The organism is Paenibacillus dakarensis, assembly GCF_001373415.1.
Classification (GTDB): domain Bacteria; phylum Bacillota; class Bacilli; order Paenibacillales; family Paenibacillaceae; genus Paenibacillus_AQ; species Paenibacillus_AQ dakarensis.
Window position 1 is genome coordinate 1 of the sequence record NZ_CDSE01000085.1, and the last position, 22,728, is coordinate 22,728.

The 22,728-nt window shown below is 49.2% G+C and carries 19 protein-coding genes; 10 read left to right on the plus strand and 9 right to left on the minus strand.

Annotation, left to right across the window (positions count from 1 at the left end; all coding sequences use genetic code 11):
• Positions 1–1,155 (plus strand): phospholipase D-like domain-containing protein (locus tag BN1234_RS18065; protein WP_054958045.1); only part of this gene is annotated, 1,155 nt, incomplete at its 5' end.
• Between the two features lie 96 nt (positions 1,156–1,251).
• Here BN1234_RS18065 and cls read toward each other — a convergent pair.
• Positions 1,252–2,754 (minus strand): cardiolipin synthase, encoded by a 1,503-nt coding sequence (gene cls, locus BN1234_RS18070; RefSeq protein WP_054958046.1) that lies wholly within the window; start codon positions 2,752–2,754, stop codon positions 1,252–1,254.
• A gap of 249 nt (positions 2,755–3,003) precedes the next feature.
• Here cls and BN1234_RS18075 point away from each other — a divergent pair, with 249 nt between their 5' ends.
• The 5 genes from BN1234_RS18075 to BN1234_RS18095 all read left to right on the plus strand — a co-directional run bounded on the left by BN1234_RS18075 (position 3,004) and on the right by BN1234_RS18095 (position 8,671).
• Positions 3,004–3,585, plus strand: a complete 582-nt coding sequence (locus BN1234_RS18075) for a TetR/AcrR family transcriptional regulator (RefSeq protein WP_054958047.1) — start codon at positions 3,004–3,006, stop codon at positions 3,583–3,585.
• Positions 3,586–3,613: 28 nt separating this feature from the next.
• Entirely contained in the window at positions 3,614–3,964 is a 351-nt protein-coding gene (locus tag BN1234_RS18080; RefSeq protein WP_054958048.1) for a DMT family transporter, read from the plus strand.
• The gene (locus BN1234_RS18085; protein ID WP_054958049.1) at positions 3,964–4,278 is read left to right on the plus strand and encodes a DMT family transporter; all 315 of its coding nucleotides are present in this window, start codon (positions 3,964–3,966) and stop codon (positions 4,276–4,278) included. Before BN1234_RS18080 ends, BN1234_RS18085 begins: the two co-directional genes overlap by 1 nt.
• Before the next feature lie 128 nt (positions 4,279–4,406).
• Positions 4,407–5,357, plus strand: coding sequence for a TetR/AcrR family transcriptional regulator (locus BN1234_RS18090; RefSeq protein WP_054958050.1), 951 nt, complete (start codon positions 4,407–4,409; stop codon positions 5,355–5,357).
• A gap of 38 nt (positions 5,358–5,395) precedes the next feature.
• Positions 5,396–8,671, plus strand: a complete 3,276-nt coding sequence (locus BN1234_RS18095) for an efflux RND transporter permease subunit (protein ID WP_054958051.1) — start codon at positions 5,396–5,398, stop codon at positions 8,669–8,671.
• Between the two features lie 403 nt (positions 8,672–9,074).
• On the opposite strand, the gene BN1234_RS18100 is transcribed toward BN1234_RS18095, so the two are convergent.
• Positions 9,075–9,860: a TorD/DmsD family molecular chaperone gene (locus BN1234_RS18100; RefSeq protein ID WP_245640220.1), complete on the minus strand. Its 786-nt coding sequence runs from the start codon at positions 9,858–9,860 to the stop codon at positions 9,075–9,077.
• 301 nt (positions 9,861–10,161) lie between these two features.
• Between BN1234_RS18100 and moaA the strand changes: the two genes are divergently transcribed.
• Together moaA and BN1234_RS18110 are read left to right on the plus strand one after the other, a co-directional pair.
• The gene (gene moaA / locus BN1234_RS18105) at positions 10,162–11,175 is read left to right on the plus strand and encodes a GTP 3',8-cyclase MoaA (protein ID WP_054958053.1); all 1,014 of its coding nucleotides are present in this window, start codon (positions 10,162–10,164) and stop codon (positions 11,173–11,175) included.
• A gap of 161 nt (positions 11,176–11,336) precedes the next feature.
• On the plus strand, positions 11,337–12,581 hold the full coding sequence (locus BN1234_RS18110) for an MFS transporter (protein ID WP_054958093.1): 1,245 nt from the start codon (positions 11,337–11,339) through the stop codon (positions 12,579–12,581).
• 92 nt (positions 12,582–12,673) lie between these two features.
• Here the strand turns inward: BN1234_RS18110 and BN1234_RS18115 are convergent, their stop codons facing one another.
• Positions 12,674–14,416 carry a glutamine--tRNA ligase/YqeY domain fusion protein gene (locus tag BN1234_RS18115; protein ID WP_054958054.1) on the minus strand — a complete coding sequence of 581 codons (1,743 nt, stop codon included), beginning with the start codon at positions 14,414–14,416 and terminating at the stop codon, positions 12,674–12,676.
• 248 nt (positions 14,417–14,664) lie between these two features.
• Between BN1234_RS18115 and BN1234_RS18120 the strand changes: the two genes are divergently transcribed.
• Together BN1234_RS18120 and BN1234_RS18125 are read left to right on the plus strand one after the other, a co-directional pair.
• Positions 14,665–14,919 (plus strand): DUF2164 domain-containing protein, encoded by a 255-nt coding sequence (locus BN1234_RS18120; protein WP_054958055.1) that lies wholly within the window; start codon positions 14,665–14,667, stop codon positions 14,917–14,919.
• Between the two features lie 13 nt (positions 14,920–14,932).
• On the plus strand, positions 14,933–15,481 hold the full coding sequence (locus BN1234_RS18125; RefSeq protein ID WP_054958056.1) for a GNAT family N-acetyltransferase: 549 nt from the start codon (positions 14,933–14,935) through the stop codon (positions 15,479–15,481).
• Positions 15,482–15,545: 64 nt separating this feature from the next.
• Here the strand turns inward: BN1234_RS18125 and BN1234_RS18130 are convergent, their stop codons facing one another.
• From BN1234_RS18130 to BN1234_RS18155, 6 genes are all read right to left on the minus strand, one after another.
• Positions 15,546–16,193 carry an MOSC domain-containing protein gene (locus BN1234_RS18130; protein ID WP_054958057.1) on the minus strand — a complete coding sequence of 216 codons (648 nt, stop codon included), beginning with the start codon at positions 16,191–16,193 and terminating at the stop codon, positions 15,546–15,548.
• 59 nt (positions 16,194–16,252) lie between these two features.
• Positions 16,253–16,747 carry a GNAT family N-acetyltransferase gene (locus BN1234_RS18135; RefSeq protein WP_054958058.1) on the minus strand — a complete coding sequence of 165 codons (495 nt, stop codon included), beginning with the start codon at positions 16,745–16,747 and terminating at the stop codon, positions 16,253–16,255.
• 69 nt (positions 16,748–16,816) lie between these two features.
• Positions 16,817–18,061 (minus strand): MFS transporter, encoded by a 1,245-nt coding sequence (locus BN1234_RS18140; protein WP_054958059.1) that lies wholly within the window; start codon positions 18,059–18,061, stop codon positions 16,817–16,819.
• 201 nt (positions 18,062–18,262) lie between these two features.
• Positions 18,263–20,347: a molybdopterin-containing oxidoreductase family protein gene (locus BN1234_RS18145; RefSeq protein ID WP_082423274.1), complete on the minus strand. Its 2,085-nt coding sequence runs from the start codon at positions 20,345–20,347 to the stop codon at positions 18,263–18,265.
• 309 nt (positions 20,348–20,656) lie between these two features.
• The gene (locus tag BN1234_RS18150) at positions 20,657–21,517 is read right to left on the minus strand and encodes a formate/nitrite transporter family protein (protein WP_054958061.1); all 861 of its coding nucleotides are present in this window, start codon (positions 21,515–21,517) and stop codon (positions 20,657–20,659) included.
• A 227-nt stretch (positions 21,518–21,744) separates the two neighbouring features.
• Positions 21,745–22,380, minus strand: coding sequence for a DUF4352 domain-containing protein (locus BN1234_RS18155; protein ID WP_054958062.1), 636 nt, complete (start codon positions 22,378–22,380; stop codon positions 21,745–21,747).
• Positions 22,381–22,728 lie beyond the last annotated feature (348 nt).

Genomic DNA, 22,728 nt, shown 5'->3' on the forward strand with positions numbered 1-22,728 from the left:
AAATTCCCGCCTGTAAGCAGTGAACTTGCAGCAAAGCTGGTCCGTCATAAAAAATCCTATCCCGAGATAGACATTGTATTCATCACGGATGAAGTGAACACCAACTATAATTCAGCCCCAAACCCGCTTCTTGAGAAGATGAAGGCTGCCGGCATCACTGTCGTCATTACCGATGTAAACAAGCTTCGGGATTCAACCCCGCTGTATTCAGCGGTATGGCGAACCTTCTTTCAATGGTTCGGCCAGTCCGGAAAGGGAACCCTGCCGAACCTGATGGCAGACGGCGGCCCGCCCATTACCGTTCGCTCCTATTTAAAACTGCTGAATGTAAAAGCAAACCACCGGAAGGTCGTTGTCACGGAAAATACCGCCCTCATCACCTCCGCCAATGTCCATGACGCCAGTGTGTATCATTCGAACATCGCTTTGGAAGCAGGCGGGGAAATGATCAAGGATGTGCTTGCAGCAGAACAGGCTGCTGTTCAGCTTACGACGGATGAGGTCAAGCTTCCGGAATACAACCCGCAGCCAGAGGAGGAGCGCAGTTCAGCCCAAAAACCGCTCGGAATCCGTTACCTGACAGAAGGCAAGGTATATAAATATGTGCTGGAGGGTATCCAGCAAGCAGAAGCTGGCGATGTACTCTGGATGGGGATGTTCTACTTGGCGGAAGGAAAGGTTATGGACGAATTAGTTGACGCAGCCAAGAGGGGTGTAGATGTCCGGCTTATCCTGGATCCGAACCAAAATGCATTCGGAAGGGACAAAATCGGAATTCCGAACCGGCCGGCTGCAGCCGAACTGCTTGAACGATCAGAACATTCCATCGGAATTCGCTGGTACAATACCGGAAAAGAGCAGTATCACACCAAGCTGCTGTTTATCGCGAAGCCTTCCGGCAAGTCAATTATTCTTGGAGGCTCAACCAACTTCACTCCGCGTAACCTGAAGGATTATAATCTGGAGAACAATCTGTGGGTGGAGGTGCCGTCAATTCATCCATTAAAAAAGCAATTAGATGCCTACTTTGACAAGCAGTGGTTTAACCGCGGGGCAGAATTCACACTCGAATACAGCGCTTATGAAGAAAAGTCCACCTGGATCAAGAGTATCGTCTTTCGATTGCAGAAGGTGCTTGGACTTACAACGTTCTAGTTTGGACGCAGTTCAAAACTGTACTAGCTCACAGAAACCAATAAAGAACCACCGAAAGGCAGCGCATGGCGCCGGAATCCCGGTGGTTCTTATGATTCACAGAAGCGGTGACATCAGGCGGGCGCCGGACTCCAGAACCCTGACGAAGATCCGCTTGTTCATGAACTTGTCCTGATCAATCATGCGCGCAGACTGTAAATCCCGCTCAAAATCAAGAACCATCTGTTGTACACTCTCCGTCTGAACGAGCAGTGCATTCACTTCAAAATTGAGATGGAAGCTTCGCATATCCATATTTGCCGTCCCGATGGTCGCAATTTCTCCATCCACAATCAACAGCTTGGAGTGCAGGAACCCCTTCTCATATTCGTAGATCCGGACTCCTGCATCAAGCAAGGTTGTGAAATATGAATGTGACGCCAGAAACGGGAGCCATTTATCCGGCTTGGCCGGAAACAGGATCTTTACATCCAGCCCGGAAAGCGCGGCGACACGCAGAGCCGTTAGAATATCGTCGTCAGGGATGAAATAAGGTGTGGCAAGCCAGACGGATTTTCTCGCGGATGTGATCATCGAGAAGAATATATTTTTCAGCGCCCTGCGTTCGTTATCCGGGCCACTCGGGATAATCTGCACCGCTCCGTTCTTGTTCTCAAGCAAGTCCGGAGAATAATATTCCTGCTCGGTTAGATTCTCACCTTTCACATACTCCCAGTCCTGCATGAAAATAACCTGTAATGTACGCACGGCCTCCCCGCGCACCAGCATATGCGTGTCCCGCCAGAAGCCATATGTCTTGTTCCGGCTTAAGTACTCATCCCCGATGTTCAGGCCGCCCATAAATCCAACGCTGCCGTCGATTACGACAATCTTCCGGTGATTCCGGTAGTTCACCCTGCTGGTGAAAAATATAGTCCGGGGGCTTCCGAACTCCGCGACCTGCACGCCCGCCTCTCTCATCTCATTCAGAAAAGATGAAGACAATTGCAGACTGCCGACGGCATCCACCATGAAGCGTACGGATACGCCTTCCCTTGCCTTTTGGATGAGAATTTGCTGGATTTGCGTACCGATCTCATCGGCCCGATATATGTAATACTCCATATGAATATGGTGCCTTGCCTTCTGCAGCTCGGGAATGAGCGCGGAGAAGGTTTCCTCCCCGTTCGTTAGCACCTTCGTGTCCGAAGAAAACGAAATCGTTGTACGAGCCAGCCGCTGTGACAATATCAGCAGCTGCTGATGCTCCTGACGGAAGGCGGACAGGTCCGGTGTCCCCCGCTGAAGAACCTCACTCTCGTAAGCCAATATATCGCGCTGTGCTTTTTTATCGTATTTTCTCCGTTTAAAGTAGTTCTGGCCAAACAGCAGATAAAAGATAAGTCCGACAATCGGAATAAGTGCAAGCAGCAGGATCCACGCCATCGTGGCTGAAGGTCGGCGATTCTCCATGAATATCATCACGCTTATGGAGATCACAGTCAGCGTGGAGAATACACTGACGACCGTACCCGCTGTGTTACCAAAATAATCGAACCCGAAATAGTAAAATGCAATCAAAATTGCAGTGATTAAGACAGCCTGTATCCCTTTCCTCATATCTGGCAACTCCAATTCCGCAGAGCAATAATTTTATAAAAAAACTGACGTTATTTCCCGTCTATCCCCCATATTCTACATGATGTCGCACGTTCTTCCTACGGGCATAACGCAAAATTGTCCACTTACGACAAACTTGTAACCTTTACATGTCCTTTTTCCGTAGGATGAGAGGCTGTTTTGTTCTTGACAATACCTTCTAATTTTGAAACAATAGTACCTAACGACCGTTAGGTAGGAGATGATTCTATGAGTTCCACGAATATTATGCAGGCTGCTCTTGTCCATTTTGCCCGAGACGGATATGAGGGAGCCTCCTTGAAAAATATCGCAGATGATTGCGGAATCAAGAAGCCTTCGATCTATGCCCACTTTGCGAGCAAAGGCGATTTGTTTATGCAGGTATTGAAGGGCGTGTTCCAAAGGCAGGAGGATAAAATCAGCAGGTATTTCGAAGCCCATGCGTCTGACCCGCTCGAGGAGACGTTAAGAGGGTTGCTGGTTGAACGGCAGCGTGAATATCACGAGGATCAGGAAGCGAAGTTCCTCTTGCGGATGTCCTTCTTCCCGCCACATGCGCTTCATGATGAGGTCATGGGCCTTCTTTATCCTTTTCTCGATCAACAGGAGGATTATCTGGCTTCTCTCTTCGCTGCGGGCTGCCCTGTCAAAGGCCATATCATCCAGCATCCGAGGCAAGCTGCTCTGGCCTACATCACCCTGCTGGACGGTATTGATGTTGAAATATTGTACGGCGGTGAAGCACGCTCGGCTCGCCGGCTGGAGCAGGCATGGCCTGTGTACTGGGCCGGTGTGACTTCGCAAGAATAACAATAGGAATAAGTAAGGAGCATGAGTTATGAATCGCAATTGGTTATATGTACTTCTTAGCGGACTTGTTGAAATTGTCTGGGTCTCAGGATTAAAACATTCAAGCACGATATGGGAGTGGCTCGGGACGATCCTTGCCATCGCTGCAAGCTTCTATCTTATTATTGAATCGGCCAAGCGTCTCCCGGTAGGTACCGTTTACGCAGTCTTTACAGGGATAGGCACGGCTGGTACGGTTGCTGCCGAGATGCTCTTTTTCGGGGAACCGTTCAAACCGGTTAAGGTTCTTCTGATTGCTGTTCTGCTCGCCGGGGTCATCGGGCTAAAGCTGGTGACGGACGATTCGGCAGGTCAGCCGGATAAGGAGGTGACAGGCTGATGGAATGGATTGCATTGCTTATTGCCGGAGCCTTTGAAGTCACAGGTGTCATTGGCATAAAAGGTGTATCCGACCGCAGGGGCTGGCCTTATATGGCGCTGATGCTGTTATCTTTTGCCGGAAGCTTCTCGCTTCTATCCTACGCCATGACAACCCTTCCGATGGGTACCGCATACGCTGTATGGACAGGCATCGGTACGGTAGGCAGCACAGTAACAGGGATGCTCATGTTTGGTGAGCCCAAGGAATGGCGCAGGGTTCTGTTTATCGCGATGATCCTGTGCTCTGCTGTAGGTTTGAAAATAATCACATAATAAGGCTCAAGAAACGGTCATACACTCAAGTTGTATTGGCCGTTTCTTTTATATATAATTGTTTTTGACCAATGGGTCAGTTAAAGAACTGCATAGTTCTAATTGTTTGATGTGAGGTGAATTACGGATTGTCGGATAAGACAGCGGAGAAACGCAAGCAGATCTTAATGACGGCCATGCAGCTGTTCTCAACGAAAGGGGTGTCTGCAACCTCGATGCAGGAAATTGCAGAGGTATGCGGGATGTCGAAGGGGAGCCTTTATCTCCATTTTAAATCGAAAGAGGATCTGGAAAAAAGCATCTACGAACATATTGCCCTTCGCATCCGGGATGAAGTCATTCAGGTTGACCAGGAGTCACACCTTGCCCCGAAAGAACAGCTCCACAAGCAAGTCGAGGTGCTGCTCGTCCATTTTCTGGAGGTGCGGGAATTTTTACTGAAGCAAATTCATGATAATCCAGGCCCGGGGAAGCCTCCGTTTGATCATGAATGCGCGCATCAGGAGATGAACAAGGCTCTTGTGTGGTTTAAAAACAAGCTGCATTCCGTTTACGGGGCTGAGATCGAGCCTTATACGATGGAAATTGCCATGCTTGTAGGCGGTATGCTGGGTGCATACATACGCTTCCTGTTCCTGCCGGGGCTGCAGCTGAATATTGGTATTCTGGCTAATCATCTCCTCACCATGCTTGATGATATTACGGAAAGTCTTCGGCGCAGACGTCCCGAGCCTTTAGTACCTCTTGAAGCATGGGAACGGCTTGGGGGTATTCAGCCTGAAACGGCACATTTTTCACGCCATCCCCTGGTTATCATCAAGTCGCTCAGACTGCAGCTGAAGGAGCTTCCCCTTGAACCTGAGGTGCTACAGGATGCTCTCGATTCCTTGAGTCTCATGGAAAAAGAACTGCTTGGAGCACATCCCCGCCGGGTGGTGCTGAGAGGCATGCTTCGAAACCTGGAAGGGATCGAGGGCGTCGAAGAGCTTTACGGGGAGCTTAGAACCACAATCCACAGCGTGCTGGATCTCTATCTTTCATCAGATGGGCGGGTTCAGGACAGGTCTGTAGATTTATAGACAAAAAAGATATTTTGGAGAGGAGAAACAACCGCCTTATGAAAGGAATTATTAATTTCTCGCTTCGCAACAAGTTTGCAATCTGGCTGTTAACAATCATCATTGTTTTTAGCGGCTTGTACAGCGGATTGACCATGAAACAGGAAACGATTCCGAACATCAATGTCCCATTCCTGAGCGTTACAGCGATTTATCCAGGGGCAGCGCCGGAAGGCGTAGTACAAGATGTTACAAAGCCACTCGAGACAAGGCTCCGGAACGTAGACGGGGTCAAGACCGTTACCTCCACTTCCATGGAGAACGCGTCCAGCCTGTTCATTGAATTCAACTATGGCACCGATCTGGATAATGCCACAGCCGCCGTTCGCGAGGCACTCAACGAAGTGAATCTCCCTGACGGGGTGAAGAAGCCTCAGATTTCCAAGTTCAGCATGAACTCTATGCCTGTTGTATCGCTCAGTATTGCGAACAAGGAAGGCACAGAGCTTGATGAACTGACGCGGGTCACGGAAAACGATATTGTGCCTGAACTCGAAGATCTGGAAGGTGTTGCTTCCCTTCAGGTTTCCGGACAATTCGTTAACGAGGTCAGCATTAAGTTCAACCAGAAGAAGATGGATGAACTCGGACTGAGCGAGGATACCGTTAAGGGCATCGTTCAAGGCTCTGCTGTTTACGCCCCGCTTGGCCTGTTCGAAATGGAAAAGTCCCAGAAAGCCGTTGCGGTTGATGGGGGCATCATCGGTATCGATGATCTGAAGAACATCGCTATTCCTGTGATGCCAACCGGTGCTGGCGCTGCCGGGGCTGGTGCATCTGCTGATGCTGGTGGTGCTGCCGGTGCCGGGATGCCTGGAGCAGCTGGTGCCGAGGGAGCTCCGGCGGCCGGTACGGATGCTGGCGGTGCTGCTGGTGCTGGAGGCGCAGCCGCATCAGGAACGGATGCAGGCGCAGCTGCCGGTGCTGCAGGACAAAGTGGAGGCGCTGCAGCCGCAATGCCTAATGGAGCTGCTTCCATAGGCATTCCAACGGTGAAGCTTGGAGAAATTGCCGACATTCAAGTTATCGGTAAAGCTGAGTCCATCTCCCGTACCAACGGGAAGGAATCCATTGGCGTTCAAGTGGTCAAGGCCAATGACGCCAATACTGTAGATGTAGTAAACCGGGTTAAAGATAAGGCGGAAGAACTCAGAGAGCTCTATCCGGGCATGGAAATGACGATCATGCTCGACCAGGGTAAGCCTATTGAAGACTCTGTTCATACCATGTTATTCAAGGCCGTATACGGAGCATTGTTCGCTGTTATCATTATTATGATTTTCCTGCGTAACATCCGTTCGACAATCATTTCGATCATATCGATCCCGTTATCACTGCTCATTGCTATGATCTGTCTTCAACAAATGGATATTACACTCAATATGATGTCGCTTGGCGCTATGACCGTCGCCATTGGCCGGGTGGTCGATGACTCCATCGTCGTCATCGAGAATATATACCGGCGGATGACATTATCATCAGAGAAGCTGAAAGGCCGTGAACTAATCAGCGCGGCTACCCGCGAAATGTTCGTGCCAATTATGTCATCTACTATTGTAACGATCGCTGTATTCCTGCCGCTCGTACTCGTTAGCGGCATGGTGGGAGAGCTGTTCGTACCATTTGCAATGACGATGGTATTTGCTCTTCTCGCTTCCCTTGTTGTGGCGATCACGCTCGTCCCTGCGCTCGCTCATACTCTGTTCCGCAGAGGACTTAAAAACAAGAAGAGCCATGATGAGAATGTGGGGGCACTCGCTCGGGGTTATCGATCCGTGCTGAGATGGACACTCAACCACAAGCTGATCACCTTTGGTCTTGCTATTCTGCTTCTTGTCGGCAGCTTGTTCCTCACCAAATTTGTTGGAGTCAGCTTCATGCCGGATCAAGAAGACAAATATGCAATGGTAACATACTCACCGCAACCGGGAGACCGTCTGGAAGATGTAGAGCAGCGTGCCCTGGATGCCGAGAAATACATCCTGAGTCAGGATGGAGTCCAAAGCATGCAGTACTCCATTGGCGGAAGCAACCCGCTCGGTATGGGTTCAGCCAATTCCGGATTGTTCTATGTTCTGTATGACCCGGATACGAAGAACTTTGAAGATGTAAAGAAGGATCTGGTGGCAGGTCTGGAAGAACAAGTGCCGGAAGGCGAATGGTCCAGCCTGGATATGGCCGGCATGGGCGGTAACCAGCTCACTGTTAATGTCTTCGGCGATTCACTTGATCAGATCAAACCTGTGGCAGATCAGATTACTGAGCTCGCGAAGAAGGATACGGAAAGCTTCGAAAATGCCGAAACGAGTCTTTCTGAAGCTTATGATCAATATACCCTCGTTGCTGATCAAGAGAAGCTAAGCTCCCTCGGCTTGACGGCTGGACAGCTGGCTATGAAGCTCAGCCCTGTGCGTGAGCGTCCGGTATTGACCGAGGTCAAGATCGAGAATAAATCTTATAAAGTATATATCGAAGCCGACAGTCAGACTTACAAGAGCATCGAGGATATCCAGAATGAGACGGTAACTTCACCGCTCGGCATGGAAATCCCAATCAAGGATGTCGCAAAAGTAGAGAAAGGCACTTCGCCAGACTCGATCATGCGTATTGACGGCAAGATGGTAGTAACCGTCAATGCCGACATTATTACAACAGACGTAGGCAGTGCCTCCAGCAACCTGCAGGCAGAAGTCGATAAAATGAAACTGCCGGAAGGTGTTTCTGTCTCCTTCGGCGGGGTTACTGAACAGATCAATGAGACTTTCGCTCAGCTTGGTCTCGCGATGCTGGCGGCCATCGCTATTGTGTACTTCGTTCTCGTAGTTACCTTTGGCGGTGCGCTTGCACCATTTGCAATCCTGTTCTCGCTTCCGTTCATCGTCATCGGTGCAATTATTGCCCTGCTGATTACAGGCGAAACGCTGAACGTATCTGCCCTGATGGGTGTACTGATGCTGATTGGTATCGTTGTAACCAACGCTATTGTACTGATTGACCGCGTAATCCATAAGGAACGTGAAGGCTTGTCTACACGCGATGCGCTTCTTGAAGCCGGTGCGACACGTCTTCGTCCGATTCTGATGACCGCGCTGGCAACCATCGGTGCCCTGCTCCCTCTGGTATTCGGATGGGAGAACAGTGCAGGCATCATCTCACGCGGACTCGGTATTACCGTTATCGGCGGCTTGATCAGTTCTACATTGCTGACGCTTGTCGTTGTACCTGTGGTATATGAGTTCCTGATGAAGTTCCGTAAAAAGCAAATCGAGGAGTAATCGAAGAGGCCGTTCCAAAGGATCTAGTATCTTGCGGAGCGGCCTCTTTTTCTGTTGGGAGACGCTGCGGGTACGAATCGTTCCTATCATTGCTGTTGTGGCCCAATTTCCTGAATTAGTTTTTAGTCAAGGGAGAAATTGGGCCACAAAGGCAACCGCTTCGCTTTTTCGGAATCGATTCGTCCCCTCCGCTGCTTCGTGCATTCCCATCAAAAAAAGCAGCCCATACAAAGATACCGACCTTTGGTCGGCCTTTCGAAAGGGGAGGATGGAGGAAAAGAGTTCGCCTACTACTCGAAAAAGTGGCGAATAACCCAAACAAAGACATGGCGGTGCGGGGAGAGTCTCCCTGACACCGCCATGTCTTTAGTTATATATGAAGATATACGTTTTGTCTGACTGGTTACACAAGCACAGCTTCACGAACCGGTTCATGTGCCGGCGCCTCGGAAAAATGCTTCCAGGTGCGCAGCATAGCCAAATCATATTCAAGGAATTCTGCCAATAAACGCGAAACTGCCAGATAGACCGGACTCGTCGTGGAAGCATTCAGTTCTCTGCACAGGGCAGGAATCCAGGTGAGCAGGTGCTCCTCCAGGAAGTTTATCTGAATATCAACCAGCTCCATCACGCTGGCCTCGCAGTGTATGCTGTTAAGCATACGGTCATGCAGTACAGTCATAAATTCAAGCTCAATTGCCAAGTGATCGTCAGGCTCTCCGTTAACCTTCTTAAAAGCGACCCCAGCTGATGCGTAAACATCCGATAAATCCTGTGAACAGCAGGAGTAAGGAGAATAACGGGATTCAGCTAACGGACGATGCTTCGAATGCAGTAATCTGTGATATTCCGTACTTTCCCTTTCACAGATTTGAACCAGTTCTTCCGGTGAACGGCCGATCAAATAATACCTTAATTCACGGCCTCCGCGGGTTAATTCCGCAGCCTTATTAATTCCGCTGCTTCGACTCCAATGTGCGACTAATGATAGTGTAGGCGAGTGGCCAATAAACTCGGTCAGCAGCTGATAAATCGTTCCCCGATTTTCCAGCCACCTGTGACAAACGTCAGGTACCTCCAATGTATAAACAGATGATATCGCCATATCGAACCTCCTAATGGTGACCTCTTGTTTGGATGTGATATCCTTCACAGTATATCGCAAATGACTGACCTTTGGTGAATTCATGAAAAATATCTCCTGAAACTTACAAAAATGTTCTGAAAGAATTCTGAAAACGGGCTGCCACCCTAGGATGGCATATCCGTTCATTCAGGGCATATTTCTTAGGGGAGAATTATGTTCCTGTAACTACAGTATAAGGTGACTTGAAAACGGTTTCTGTGACCTTTTTCACAAATATTGGATTTATTTATAATTTGGACAATTCAAATTTAAAATGCTTTTACCCCTGTTTTCATTGACTCCTACTCCCCCAATCGCTACAATGTGACCTGACCATGTTAATTGGAAAGGGGTTTGGCGAAAGATGAGACCAGGGATTGAACCGCTGACGGACTCCTTTGGAAGGATTCATGATTATATCCGAATATCGGTAACCGATCGCTGTAATCTGCGCTGTATATACTGCATGCCTGAAGAAGGAATGGAATTTCAGCCCCATGATGAAATCATGAGCTATGAGGAAATTGCTGCTGTTCTGCGGGTGCTTGCCCCTATGGGTGTATCGAAGGTGCGGTTAACCGGCGGTGAGCCACTCGTTCGCAAGGATCTGGAGTCGCTTGTTGCCATGATCTCCGCCATTGAGGGAATCCATGATATTTCGCTTACAACCAATGGACTCCTGCTGTCTACCAAGGCTCGGCTTCTGAAAGAGGCAGGTCTTAATCGAATTAATATCAGTCTCGATTCTCTTCAAGAAGCACGTTATTCCTCCATTACCCGAGGTGGAAAGGTGCAGAAGGTACTGGAAGGCATTGAAGCCGCATACGAAGCCGGGCTTGATCCAATCAAGCTGAATATGGTGCTGATGAACGGCTTTAACGAGGATGAGATTCGGGATTTTGTAGCGCTGACTCTTGACCGCCCCCTTCACGTTCGTTTCATTGAATATATGCCTATCGGACAGGCTTCGGACGAATGGAGAAACACCTATATTCCGTTAAGTCATGTAACTGATATTTGCCGGGAAGCAGGCTGGTCCATTCAAGAGGATAAGGGGCCTGTCGGCAACGGTCCATCCCGTAATATGAAGATCCAGGGTGCTGCCGGAACGTTTGGGCTTATTCATCCGGTAAGTGATCATTTCTGCGACTCATGCAACCGGCTTCGGCTTACCGCCGACGGGCATATTAAAGCCTGCCTGTACTGGTCCGATGAGTTTAACGTGCGCCGTGTTGCCCACGACCCGGAAGCAACGGCTGACCTGTTCCGTAAAGCGCTTGGCAGCAAGCCTCAAAACCATGAAATGGCTCTCGCTCTGGAGAAAAAAGCACAGACTCATACACCTACCCAGCGGCGCATGTCGCAGATCGGAGGATAAATGCCGGTGCTCAAGCGCGCATATATTACACTTCGATTACATTTGAAAAAAATGGATAAAAGCTTAGGATATGGTTTGTATCCCCTTACAATGCGTGATACATTGAGTAGAGATATTTAGCTGTTCCGATCCCTATATGGATTGTACTCGGTTTGAAAGGGATGAACTATTTGCAGGATATGAATAACAATCAGCTATCTTTAAATTCATTAAAACTATATAACTTTTTCATTTATGGGACCATGGTTATATTCACCGGGTTCTTTCAACTATACTTGCAAGATATCGGAATGAGCAAAGTGGAAATCGGAAGCCTGATGGCTATCGCCCCTTTTGTATCTGTGTTCGCCAATCCTTTCTGGGGATATTGGAGCGACCGGGCAGCAAACATCAAACGGGTTCTCCTGATTATGATGACGGGTACACTGCTGCTTGTACAATTTGTTTTTCAAGCAAGTACATACACCATGATTTATACGACCATGATTCTGTTCTACTTCTTCCAGACACCCATGTTCTCACAGACGAACACCCTCATTCTGGGATATATTGATGGTACACAGCAGAAATTCGGATCTTTCCGGCTGTGGGGCTCACTTGGGTGGGCATTAACGGCAGTTGCCGCAGGACCTGTAATCGACAAGCTCGGATCGGGACGGATTTCCATCGTCTTTTCCGCGATGCTGATCATTGCCGCTGTATTCATGTTGTCTCTTCCAAATATCCAAAAGACAACCGGATCAGCTACCGTAAGTTTACGCGGCTTCAGCAAGATTTTTATGAATCCGTATTTTATCTGGTTTATCATCCTTGGCATTGTGGTCTCCATACCGAACACGATGAACAACACTTTCATGTCCCTGTATATTCTCGATCTCGGGGGCTCTAAACAGATGGTAGGTCTCGCTATCTTCTTCTCTTCGATCTTTGAGGTAGCAATCTTCCTGCTCTGCGACCGTTATCTGAAACGTAAAATTAACGTAATGATTGGATGCCTGACTGTCGTAAGCCTGCTTTTCTCCCTGCGCTGGCTGCTTATGGCTGAAGCTTCTACGCCGCTTGAAGTTGTGTTTATTCAGATACTGCACTGCATTACCTTTGGCGGTTACTTCTACGTTGGCACCCAACTGACCATGCTGTTCGTGCCACGGGAGTACCGCGCTTCAGGCCAAGCCGTTTACACCTTATCCTGGAGCGGCATATCTGGTGTGATTGGCGGTATCACCGGTGGTTGGATGTTCCAGAACTTCGGTGCCCAAACGATGTACCGCACAGGAATGATGCTGGCCCTCATCGGTGCAATAGGCTTCGGCGGGATGTGGTATATGCTTCGCAAGCAGGAATACAGTCTGACTACAGTTGACGAAAGCGAAGATTATGAGGATGAACCTTACTCCGGCAACTAGTTAATATAAAACAGGACAAGGCCCGAAAAGCCACCCATCAGAGGGGCTTTTCGGGCCTTATTTGTTAAGTCTTGTATCACATGCAATTGCGACTAAGATTTCTTCGGCAGCTGGAATGAGCTCTTCAAGGAAACGATACGGTTAAACACCGGGCGTCCTGGTTCTGAATACTTGGAATCTACATTGAAGTATCCATGGCGGAAGAACTGGAATTTATCCTGCGGCTTGGCATCCATCATATTCCGTTCAACAAAGCCTTGGACAATCTGGAGAGAATTCGGATTCACAGAGTCAAGGAATGTCTTCTCCGGAGCCTCAGTACCCTCGTCTCCCGAAGTCACATCTCCTGCAACCTCCTGCTCCACTTCCACTTCCTCATCCACCTCTTCATCATTAATGAGAGGCTCGAACAGGCGGAATTCAGCAGGTACAGCCTGAGTTGCTTCTACCCAGTGAATTGTCCCCTTCACCTTGCGGCCCGTAAATCCGGTTCCGCTCTTTGTCTCCGGATCATACGTGCAGTGAATTTCAACGACCTTTCCGTTCTCATCCTTAATCACATCATTGCACTTGATGAAATAAGCATGCTTCAGGCGAACCTCATTGCCAGGGAACAGCCGGAAATACTTGCTCGGCGGCTCCTCCATAAAGTCTTCCTGTTCGATATATATTTCACGCGAGAACGGGATTTGACGTACACCCATCTCCGGATTTTCCGTATTATTCTCAGCATCCAGCCATTCTACCTGTCCTTCAGGGTAGTTGGTAATGACTACCTTGAGCGGATCCAGCACAGCCATCGTCCGCGGAGCTTTCAGCTTCAGATCCTCGCGGATAAAGTGCTCCAGCACCTGACGGTCCACTTGACCGTATGCTTTGGAGATCCCTGTCTCATAAACAAAATTACGGATCGCATCCGGTGTATATCCAAGGCGGCGAAGACCCGAGATCGTCGGCATACGAGGATCGTCCCAGCCATCCACATATTTCTCATCGACGAGCTGCTTGAGTTTACGCTTGCTTGTCACCGTCTGAGCTACATTCAAGCGGCCAAATTCATACTGATGCGGCGTGCTCGGCATCTCACATTCTGCGATAACCCAATCATAGAAGGGGCGCTGATCCTCAAATTCAAGCGAACAGAGGGAGTGTGTAATCCCTTCAATCGCATCCTCAATCGGGTGTGCAAAAGCATACATCGGATAAATGCACCATTTGTCCCCTGTATTATGATGATGCGTATGAGATATCCGATAGATGACCGGATCACGGAGATTGATGTTCGGTGAGGACATATCGATTTTGGCACGAAGAACGCGTTCCCCATTGGCGAACTCGCCTGCACGCATCCGCTCGAACAGATCAAGGTTCTCTTCCACGCTGCGGTCACGGTACGGGCTGTTCTGTCCAGGCTCAGTCAGCGTTCCGCGGTTGGCACGGATTTCATCTGCTGACTGGTCGTCCACGTACGCTTTGCCCTTCTTGATCAGAAGAACTGCACGGTTATACATTTCATCAAAATAGTCCGATGCAAAACGAAGCTCTGCCCAGTCATACCCGAGCCACTTCACATCTTCTTTAATGGAATTGACATATTCCACATCTTCCTTCACCGGATTCGTATCATCAAACCGCAGGTTCGTCTTGCCGCCGAACTCGGCTGCCAAGGCAAAGTTAATCCAGATCGCCTTTGCATGACCGATATGAAGGTAACCGTTCGGCTCGGGCGGAAAGCGGGTTACGATTTCTTTTACTTTACCGGATTTCAGGTCTTCAGTAATGATATTTTTAATAAAGTTGGAGGGTGTTGCAGGATGGTTCTCCACGTTAATCAACCTTTCGTCCTGTATATTGTCTCTATTCCTGTATAAACGAGTTTCTTTTAAATATACCTGTATCGCCCGGATTGTTCAAGGAATCCGCAGGGATTGGCGCGTAATGAAGCATGCAATATATGATTCCGTTCTTTAATTCGACAAAATAGGGAAAATCATGTGCCCGAGTTGAAAAAAACGGCTTTGACGAAGACTTTTTTATAGGTTAGCATGGAAGAAAATAGCGAATAGGAGGTCCGTCTAACCCGATGAAACCTATGAAATTCCCAAAAGAGCAGCGTGAGCTTCTAATCGAGCAGATTCAGGAATATTTTGAAGTCGAACGCGGTGAAACGCTTGGACATTTAGCGGCTGACAACATGCTGGATTTCTTCATGGCCCAAATAGGTCCCCATGTATATAATCAAGCTCTGGATGACTGCAGACAATTAGTTACCCAGCGGATGGTCTCCATAGAGGAGGATATCTACGCGCTGGAGCAAAAAATAAAGCCCACACGCTAAAAGGAGTTGAATTATGTTTACATACGTCTTGGATGCTCATGTAGAACTGCGTCCGCTTGCACCCGAGCATGCTCGCGCTCTTTTTGAACTAACCGACCGGTCACGCGACCGTCTTCGTCAATGGCTTCCATGGGTCGATTCCGTAACGGAGGTAGAACATAGTGCCAACTATATTAGAGGAGCTATGAAGCAAGCCGCCGACAACGGAGGCTTCTCAGCAGGAATCTGGGTCCGTGAGGAGCTGGCTGGAACGATCTCCTTCCACGAAATCGATTGGAACAACCGGTCTGTCGGCATCGGTTATTGGCTGGATAAGGAATTTCAGGGACAGGGGCTTGTTACGAGTGCCTGCCGGGCTTTCACAGATCATGCGCTTATGCGGATGGGCTTAAATCGGGTGGAAATTCGCTGTGCAACAACGAACCGCCGCAGCCGGGCGATCCCGGAACGTCTGGGCTTCGTCCTCGAGGGAATCATCCGCGAAGCAGAGAAGCTGCCTCAAGGGTATGTGAATCACGCCGTATATGGCATGATTCGCAGTGAATGGATACGAATGAGATAGATCAAAACCAGATGAAGCATGCCCCCTCTCCTTTATTGAAGATTGGGGCATGCTTCACTTGTTACTACAGTTGATCCAGCCAACCCTTAAACTTGGCACGTACGCTTTCTGCCAGAGCCTCAAGCTCCAGCATTCGGCGAAGTGACTCCTCATCTTTTTTTCCATGCGTAAGCAGCTTTAGAATCTCAAGAACCGTTACCTGTGCAGGATCAGATTTTAGGGGTACAAGCATAGAACCCGCAGATATATGTCCCTCTTTAAGCACCCGTAAATAGAAACCGCTGTAGCCTGTTGACAGGACCCGGGCAGGCATATCCTTCACACCGTGCTTCTGTGAGAGCTTGAAACAGGGGTAGCGGGGCTGGCTCACTTGCACAACTGCCTCACCCACCTGGTATACATCACCGATGTATACCTGATCCTCCAGCAGGCCGCTCACTGTGAGATTCTCTCCGAATGAGGCATGCTCCATCTTCTTTCCCAAGGTATGCTCCCAGTACGCATAATGCTCAAAAGGATATACACAGACGGCTTTATCCGGACCGCCGTGATGCACAAGATCGGCTTGTCCGTCCCCTTCAAGCTGAGTGCAGCTTAGGAACACCGGGCCCTGAACCGGCTGCTTATAAATACCCGTTGATAATTCTTTTCCGAGATAATCGACTGTAATCGGTTTACCAACATTCAAGGAGACAATCTGTGCAGATTCCATGCTTACCTCCATGTGTTTTTTAATAACAATATAGCTCAGAAACAGAATTATTAACTATGCTATATAAAGCAGCTCATTAATATATCGTCCACATAATGCCCATCCACGAAAAATTCCCGCTCTAACCGTCCCTCTTCATGGAATCCGCATTTCTTGTAAAAAGCCACAGCACCCGGGTTACTGGAAAGCACCCTCAGTCTCAGCTTCGTTTTATGCTGCAGCCGCGCCAGATCCTTAACCGCCTGCATAAGCCGGCGTCCAAGACCCTGCCGCTGGTATGCAGGATGAATTGCAATATTCAGCTCAAGCACATGTTCGTTACTCTCAAGGCTGGTTGGTGTCCGAAATCCAATGTATCCGCACACATCCTCTTCACAAACCGCCAGCAGCTGTGAGCCGGGAGGACTGTGCAGGAGAAAGCTGTCTCTGGATTTCCAGTGAAGCGGGGCCGGTGTCGTATTCTTGTCCCATACGAGGTCATCGAGCTCCATTACCTTGGACGCATCCTTCATTTCGGAGAATCGAATCGTTACGGTCTGTTGACTGGTACTCATCGTCATATCCCTCGTTTCGATAACATTCTTCCTTCATTATATCAGCTTAGCTTCCGCCTTGCCCGCCAACTATGCAGCCATTCTACCGTTCGTGGAATACGGATCGTTCTTGCTCAGCCTTGCATGAAGGATAAAGGAAAGGAGCGACATTCCTGCTATGGCTACGGCCAACCACGCTACAGGTATCAAGCCCCCGCTGTCATACAGCGTTCCCATTGCATAAGGTCCAATCACCCGTCCTACCGAGCCCATTCCTCCGGCGACCCCAATGTAGAACGGCGCGGATTTTCCGGCGCGATCAGCAATATACGCAGGTATGGCTGGCGACACCAGCATTTCGCCGAGCGTACCGAGCACCATAGCCAGAACAAAGCCCGGATAGCTATGCAGCACCACAATAACCAGGTATGCCGCCGTATAAAACACAGCGCTCATCGTCATCTGGGCCGTATCCGTACGGGCAAACCAGCGTTTGATTACAGTGTTCAGCGGTTGGGCTATAAAGATCAGGATCCCGTTGATGGTCCACAAATAACTGAATGCGGTCTTGGGCATCCCCTCTGATATCAGAAAAGGCGAAACGCCCGTATGCCATACCGAGAGCCCAAACCACATAAAGAGTGAGCCAAATCCCAGGAATAAATAGATTCGTATATTACCCAAGAGAGCCCAAACACCCGGTCCGTCCGGGGAAGGTGCACTTGCTTTCACTTTCGGATGATGTCCCTCCTGCTCCACGGCTTCGGAACCGCTGATTCTTGTTAAATAGACCAGGAAGAACATCGCAAAGCCAAACGAGGTTAGTCCGTTCGCCACAAAACTGAGGTGATAGGAAATTTCGGCCAAAACACCACTAAGCGCTGTTCCAAGCGCAATCCCGAGATTGTTGGCGACATAAATGACATTAAACAATTCCCCCCGGCGATCTGCAAAACGAAACCCGATGAAAGCCTGAATCGCCGGCAGAGAGACCGAATTACAAAACCCGATAAATAACATCATCGGAAGCAAAAGCGGCCAGAAGCCGTTAATGAACGGTAGCGAGAACAGCCCCAGTGCATTCAGCACAAGCGAGCCTACTATCAGTTTCTTCACGCCCAAGCGATGGTACAATGCCCCGCCAAGCAATTGTCCTCCGATGCCGCCCAGCGATTGGAGCAGTATAACAAGTCCCGCATCCTGCATACTGCGCCCTAACTCATCAAATACATACATCGTTGTCAGCGGCCACATCAGCGAGCCGCCGGCGGAATTCACGAGACTTGCTGCAAGAAAACCCTTTACTTCCTTAGGATACTGCTGTAAAAATTTCATCTGTCTCTCCGTATCTCGTAAAATTAAATATATAATAAATAAAATAGAAACGCCGTTTTTCGATCCACTCAACATGGCGAAAGAGCGTTTCTACTTGTACGCATATCATGAGCATTTTGCAAAAGGCTGAAAATTATATAGTCCGACATACAGTATTACTCAATTCAGCCTTCCAGGCAAGTAATTTAGTCATGCTACATTTTAAAAGCTGGATTGCTCGTTCTGCAGAAGTCTTACCTCTACCACCGTTGAGAAGAAAGTCGCCCCTTCTCCAAGATCAGCAAGACGGTCCGAGGTGAGCGCATTCGAGCGCTGCTTACGCCCCTCGCTTTCCCACCATAAACCCTGGCTTACGACGGTCCCCGGCAGCATCTTGTCCGTTACTTTAGCACGCACCTCTAATCGGCCGCGGTCGTTATACACGGTCACCCATGCTCCGTCCTCGATGCCGCGCTCTGCGGCGTCCTCCGGATGGATCTGCAGGAACGGTTCCTTCTCCAGCTTCTGATGCTTCGGTACGTTCGCAAACGTCGAATTCAGAAAGTTATGATTCGGCGGTGAAATAAACATGAGCGGATATTTATGACCACGGCCCCGTCTTATACCGTCATACCCTTCTGTAAGCGGCATGTATGCAGGAAGTGGAGGGAGACCGGCGGCCTCCAGAGCGGCAGAGTACAGCTCGATTTTACCCGATGCCGTAGGAAGATGGTCCAGATACGAAGCATACGGCGACATATCCAGCTTTACATGACGGTTCTCCTTTAAGGCACTTAATGTTACGCCGTTTAAATAGGGATTGTCCGGATAATCCAGTGCCCGGGCAATCATATCCTCTTCGCTCTCGGTGAATGCCGCTTCATTAAAGCCCATCGCTTGTCCAAGAAGTGAGAAGAGCTCTACATTGCTCTTGCTCTCTCCATAGGCGGGAATCACAGGCTCCTGCAGCTGGATGTACTGATGCCAATAAGAGCCGAACACATCCGTATTCTCAAAAGAAGAGGTTGCGGGGAGCACGATGTCAGCGTACTTGGCCGTATCGGTCATAAACAAGTCATGCACGACAGTGAACAGATCTTCCCTTGCAAATCCGGCACGCACCCGCTCCGTATCCGGTGCCACAACGAGGGGATTACTGCAATAGACAAACAGCCCCATAACCGGCTTGTCCGTCATGGCAAGCGCCTCACCGATCCGGTTCATATTAATGATACGCGCCTCGGGATTCGGCCGGAGATCCGGCCGCTCCAGCGCCTCGCTGTTCATGCTGTTATACCCTCCGTTTGACTTGGCCGCGCCGCCGCCAGGCTTCAGCCAATGTCCGGTTAATGCCGGAAGACAGGCAATGCTGCGGACCGTCATACCTCCGTTATCATGATGCTGAAGTCCGTTGCCGATATGAATATATGCCGCTTCTGCATTTCCGTACAGCGCAGCTAATTTCTCAATCTCCTCAGCCGGTATACCCGTTACGGAAGATACATAAGCCGGGGTGTACTCTTGTACATGTTCCCTTAATTCTTCATGTCCCAGCGTATATTGCTTCATAAATGCCTCATTCACCAGACCATCCCGGAACAATATATGCATCATTCCGACGGCAAGCGCCGCATCGGTCCCCGGATGAAGCGGAATAAACCAGTCCGCCCACTGCCCTGTCTGGTTTCGGTGGACATCGATCACGACTACTTTGGCCCCTTTTTTCCGCGCTTTCTCCGCCAGCACCACCTGATGCATATTCGTACTCACGATGTTGCCTCCCCAGACGATGATCAAATCGGCGTTGACCGTCTCCTCCGGGATGGTTCCTCCGTTAAAGCCCATGACGGATGTCCAGCCCGCATTACCGGCCGAGTTGCAGATGCTCTGCTTCAGCTTGCTCGCGCCAAGCGCATGAAAGAAACGCCGATCCATTCCATCTACGCTGAGCAAGCCCATATTGCCGTAAAAGCTGTAGGGCAAAATACTCTCAGATCCATATTCCGCTGTTAAATTCTTAAATCGCTCCGTTATTTCCTGTATGGCTTCATCCCAGCTGATCCGTTCGAAGGCACCGTCCCCTTTTGCACCAATCCGCCTGAGTGGATACTGTAAGCGCTCCGGGTGATACACCCGCTCGGCCATATTCCGCACCTTGTTGCAGATTGCTCCCTGTGTAACCGGGTGATCCGGATTCCCGGTCACCTTTACAATCTTTCCGTCCTGTTTATGCAGCAAAAGGCCGCATGTATCCGGGCAATCCAGCGGACATACCGCCGGAAAGACACCATTCTTCTCATAAATCATTCTGACCCCTCCCCTTGTCTGCATCATTCCTTCATCTTAAGGCGAAGTGGTCCTTTCCGTAAAGTGAAATACTGGAACTTCGGGGATGCCCCATCTCAGAAATAAAAAATTAATTATTTGAACTTGTTGTTACTTTATGTTTCAACCTGCATTCAGCCGGGTAAGTTCGTAACAAGAGCAACGAAGAGGAACCCAGACCCTTTCTCTTCTTGCCGTATCATGGACCACTCCCAAAAAAATTAGCCATGCCGTGTTTCTTCCCCCGAAACCTGGCATGGCTAATTTGTTTTTTTATGATGAAATTAGAAGTTAAGCATGCTGTTTCGTCATTTCCGGTGCATGCGCTCCGTCCTTACCCGGCATATACGCAGGAGCAACCACCGATTTATTGGCTGCCTTGCTGCCATCCTTCAAATAAACAGCCCAGTAAGCCAGCGCCACGAACACTGCTCCACCGACCATATTGCCAAGCCATACCGGAATAAAGTTCATGACGTATTCACCCCAGCTGTAATACCCTTCGAAAATCGCTGCAGGAATCAGGAACATATTAGCTACAACGTGCTGAAATCCAATCGCTACGAAAGCCATTGTCGGAAACCAGATGCCGAGAATTTTGCCGCTGAAGGAGTCCGAACCATATGAAAGCCATACCGCGAGCGCCACAAGCCAGTTGCAGCCGATTCCGGAAACAAAAGCCTGAAGGAAGCTGTCATCCAGCTTATGCCCAGCCATATCCACCAGCTTATCCAGATAAACGCCACTGCTCGTCAGCCCCACCACGTGACCGAAGAAAAACGCTACAAATAACGCACCTGCAAAATTACTCAGCGTAATGAGCACCAGGTTCTTGGCAGCCTCACCCCATGTAATGCGCTTAGCGACTTTCGCGAGTGACACCGCCATCATATTCCCTGTCAGCAGCTCGCCTCCGGCAAGCAGTACCAGGATGAGTCCAACCGGGAACACCGCTGCGCCAATAAAACCGACAATGCCCCCAAGCTCAGGCGAAACGCCGGAAATCACACGAATATCAAGTAAAAAACCGAGTGCAATAAATGCTCCGGCCAAAAATCCAAGGATTAGAACCGTCATCAGCGGATTACGTGCTTTTTTCACACCATTTTCCACTGTGATTTCTGCAATCTGTTGCGGTTTATAATATGCCATACCTCTGTCCCCTCTGTATGAATGATCAACTTAAACGAATGAACCCTCATTTACACAAGTTTTCTTTACTGCTTTCATTGTAACGCAGACCAACATTTTGGAACGTAAACTATGTCACGTTATGAGGTTACCGAATCCCAAAAATATGTAAATCTGTTCACCAATAATAAAAAGGGATCCTCCCAGCACATCGCCGTGCCGGGATGATCCCTGATTCTGCATGACGATTAGTCAAGCGTCCAGACTGCCTCACCCTCCATTAATGGAACCGAGAAAGTAAGCTTCAGATCTTTGGCATTCTTGCTGACCTCATAGGGAATTTCCCCCTGCATCACCTGGTCCGGCGCAAGCACACCATCAAGACTCTGTTTAATGTCCGAAGTCACTACGGGCATATGGGTCTGACCGCTATCGTCAGATAGTTTGAACAAGAGTGCCGAGGAGACGACCTGCTCCTTGTCTCCAATGTTGGCGACTGTAATTTCAAGCACCTTCATCACGTTCCCTTCTTGAGGCTTGAGATAGTCATCTCCCGCTGATTCCCGGACAGAATCCACTCTAACAACCATCCCATGGTAGTTAAGCCATTCGCCGATTGGAGCCGGCTGATCCGAGGCTGCCTTGACGGTGTTCGATTGAGCTTCCTGCAAGAGGGCGCTGGAGTCTGTTATATTCTGCTGGGGCTCCTCACTCTGTGGCTCTTCACTCGGTGCTTCCTCATTCTGCTTCTCCTCATTCTGAATCACTGGTGCGGCCGTATCTGTAACCGGGTCCTTGCTTGTTTCTTTCGAACATGCTGACATCAGCAGTAAACTGCATAATAGCGTTGTGAAGATCATGGTCTTGCGTGAAGCGTTCGTCATCGTCTCTTATCCCTCCAATTCTGCTTTATATCTCTCCAGCTCACACAATTTCGCCATATAATTCCATATTCCTGCCAGAAACGAGAAAAAAGCCCCTAGGAGGAGTAAAGTACACTTCTTACAACAGACATTGGACACCCCTGGATAATCAGATGTAATTCTAGGGGGGTTGTTATGTAGAATCCAATGAAATTTAAACAAGCTGGTCCTGTAGAGTACAGGAACCAGCTTATAGGCTAAGGGAACTTAGAGAAATATGCTACAACGGAGAAGGCGGAATCATGCTGGAGAAGCGAAGCGCTCACCTAAAAGCTTTCCTGCGGAAAGCTACATCGAAAGCATAAGCTT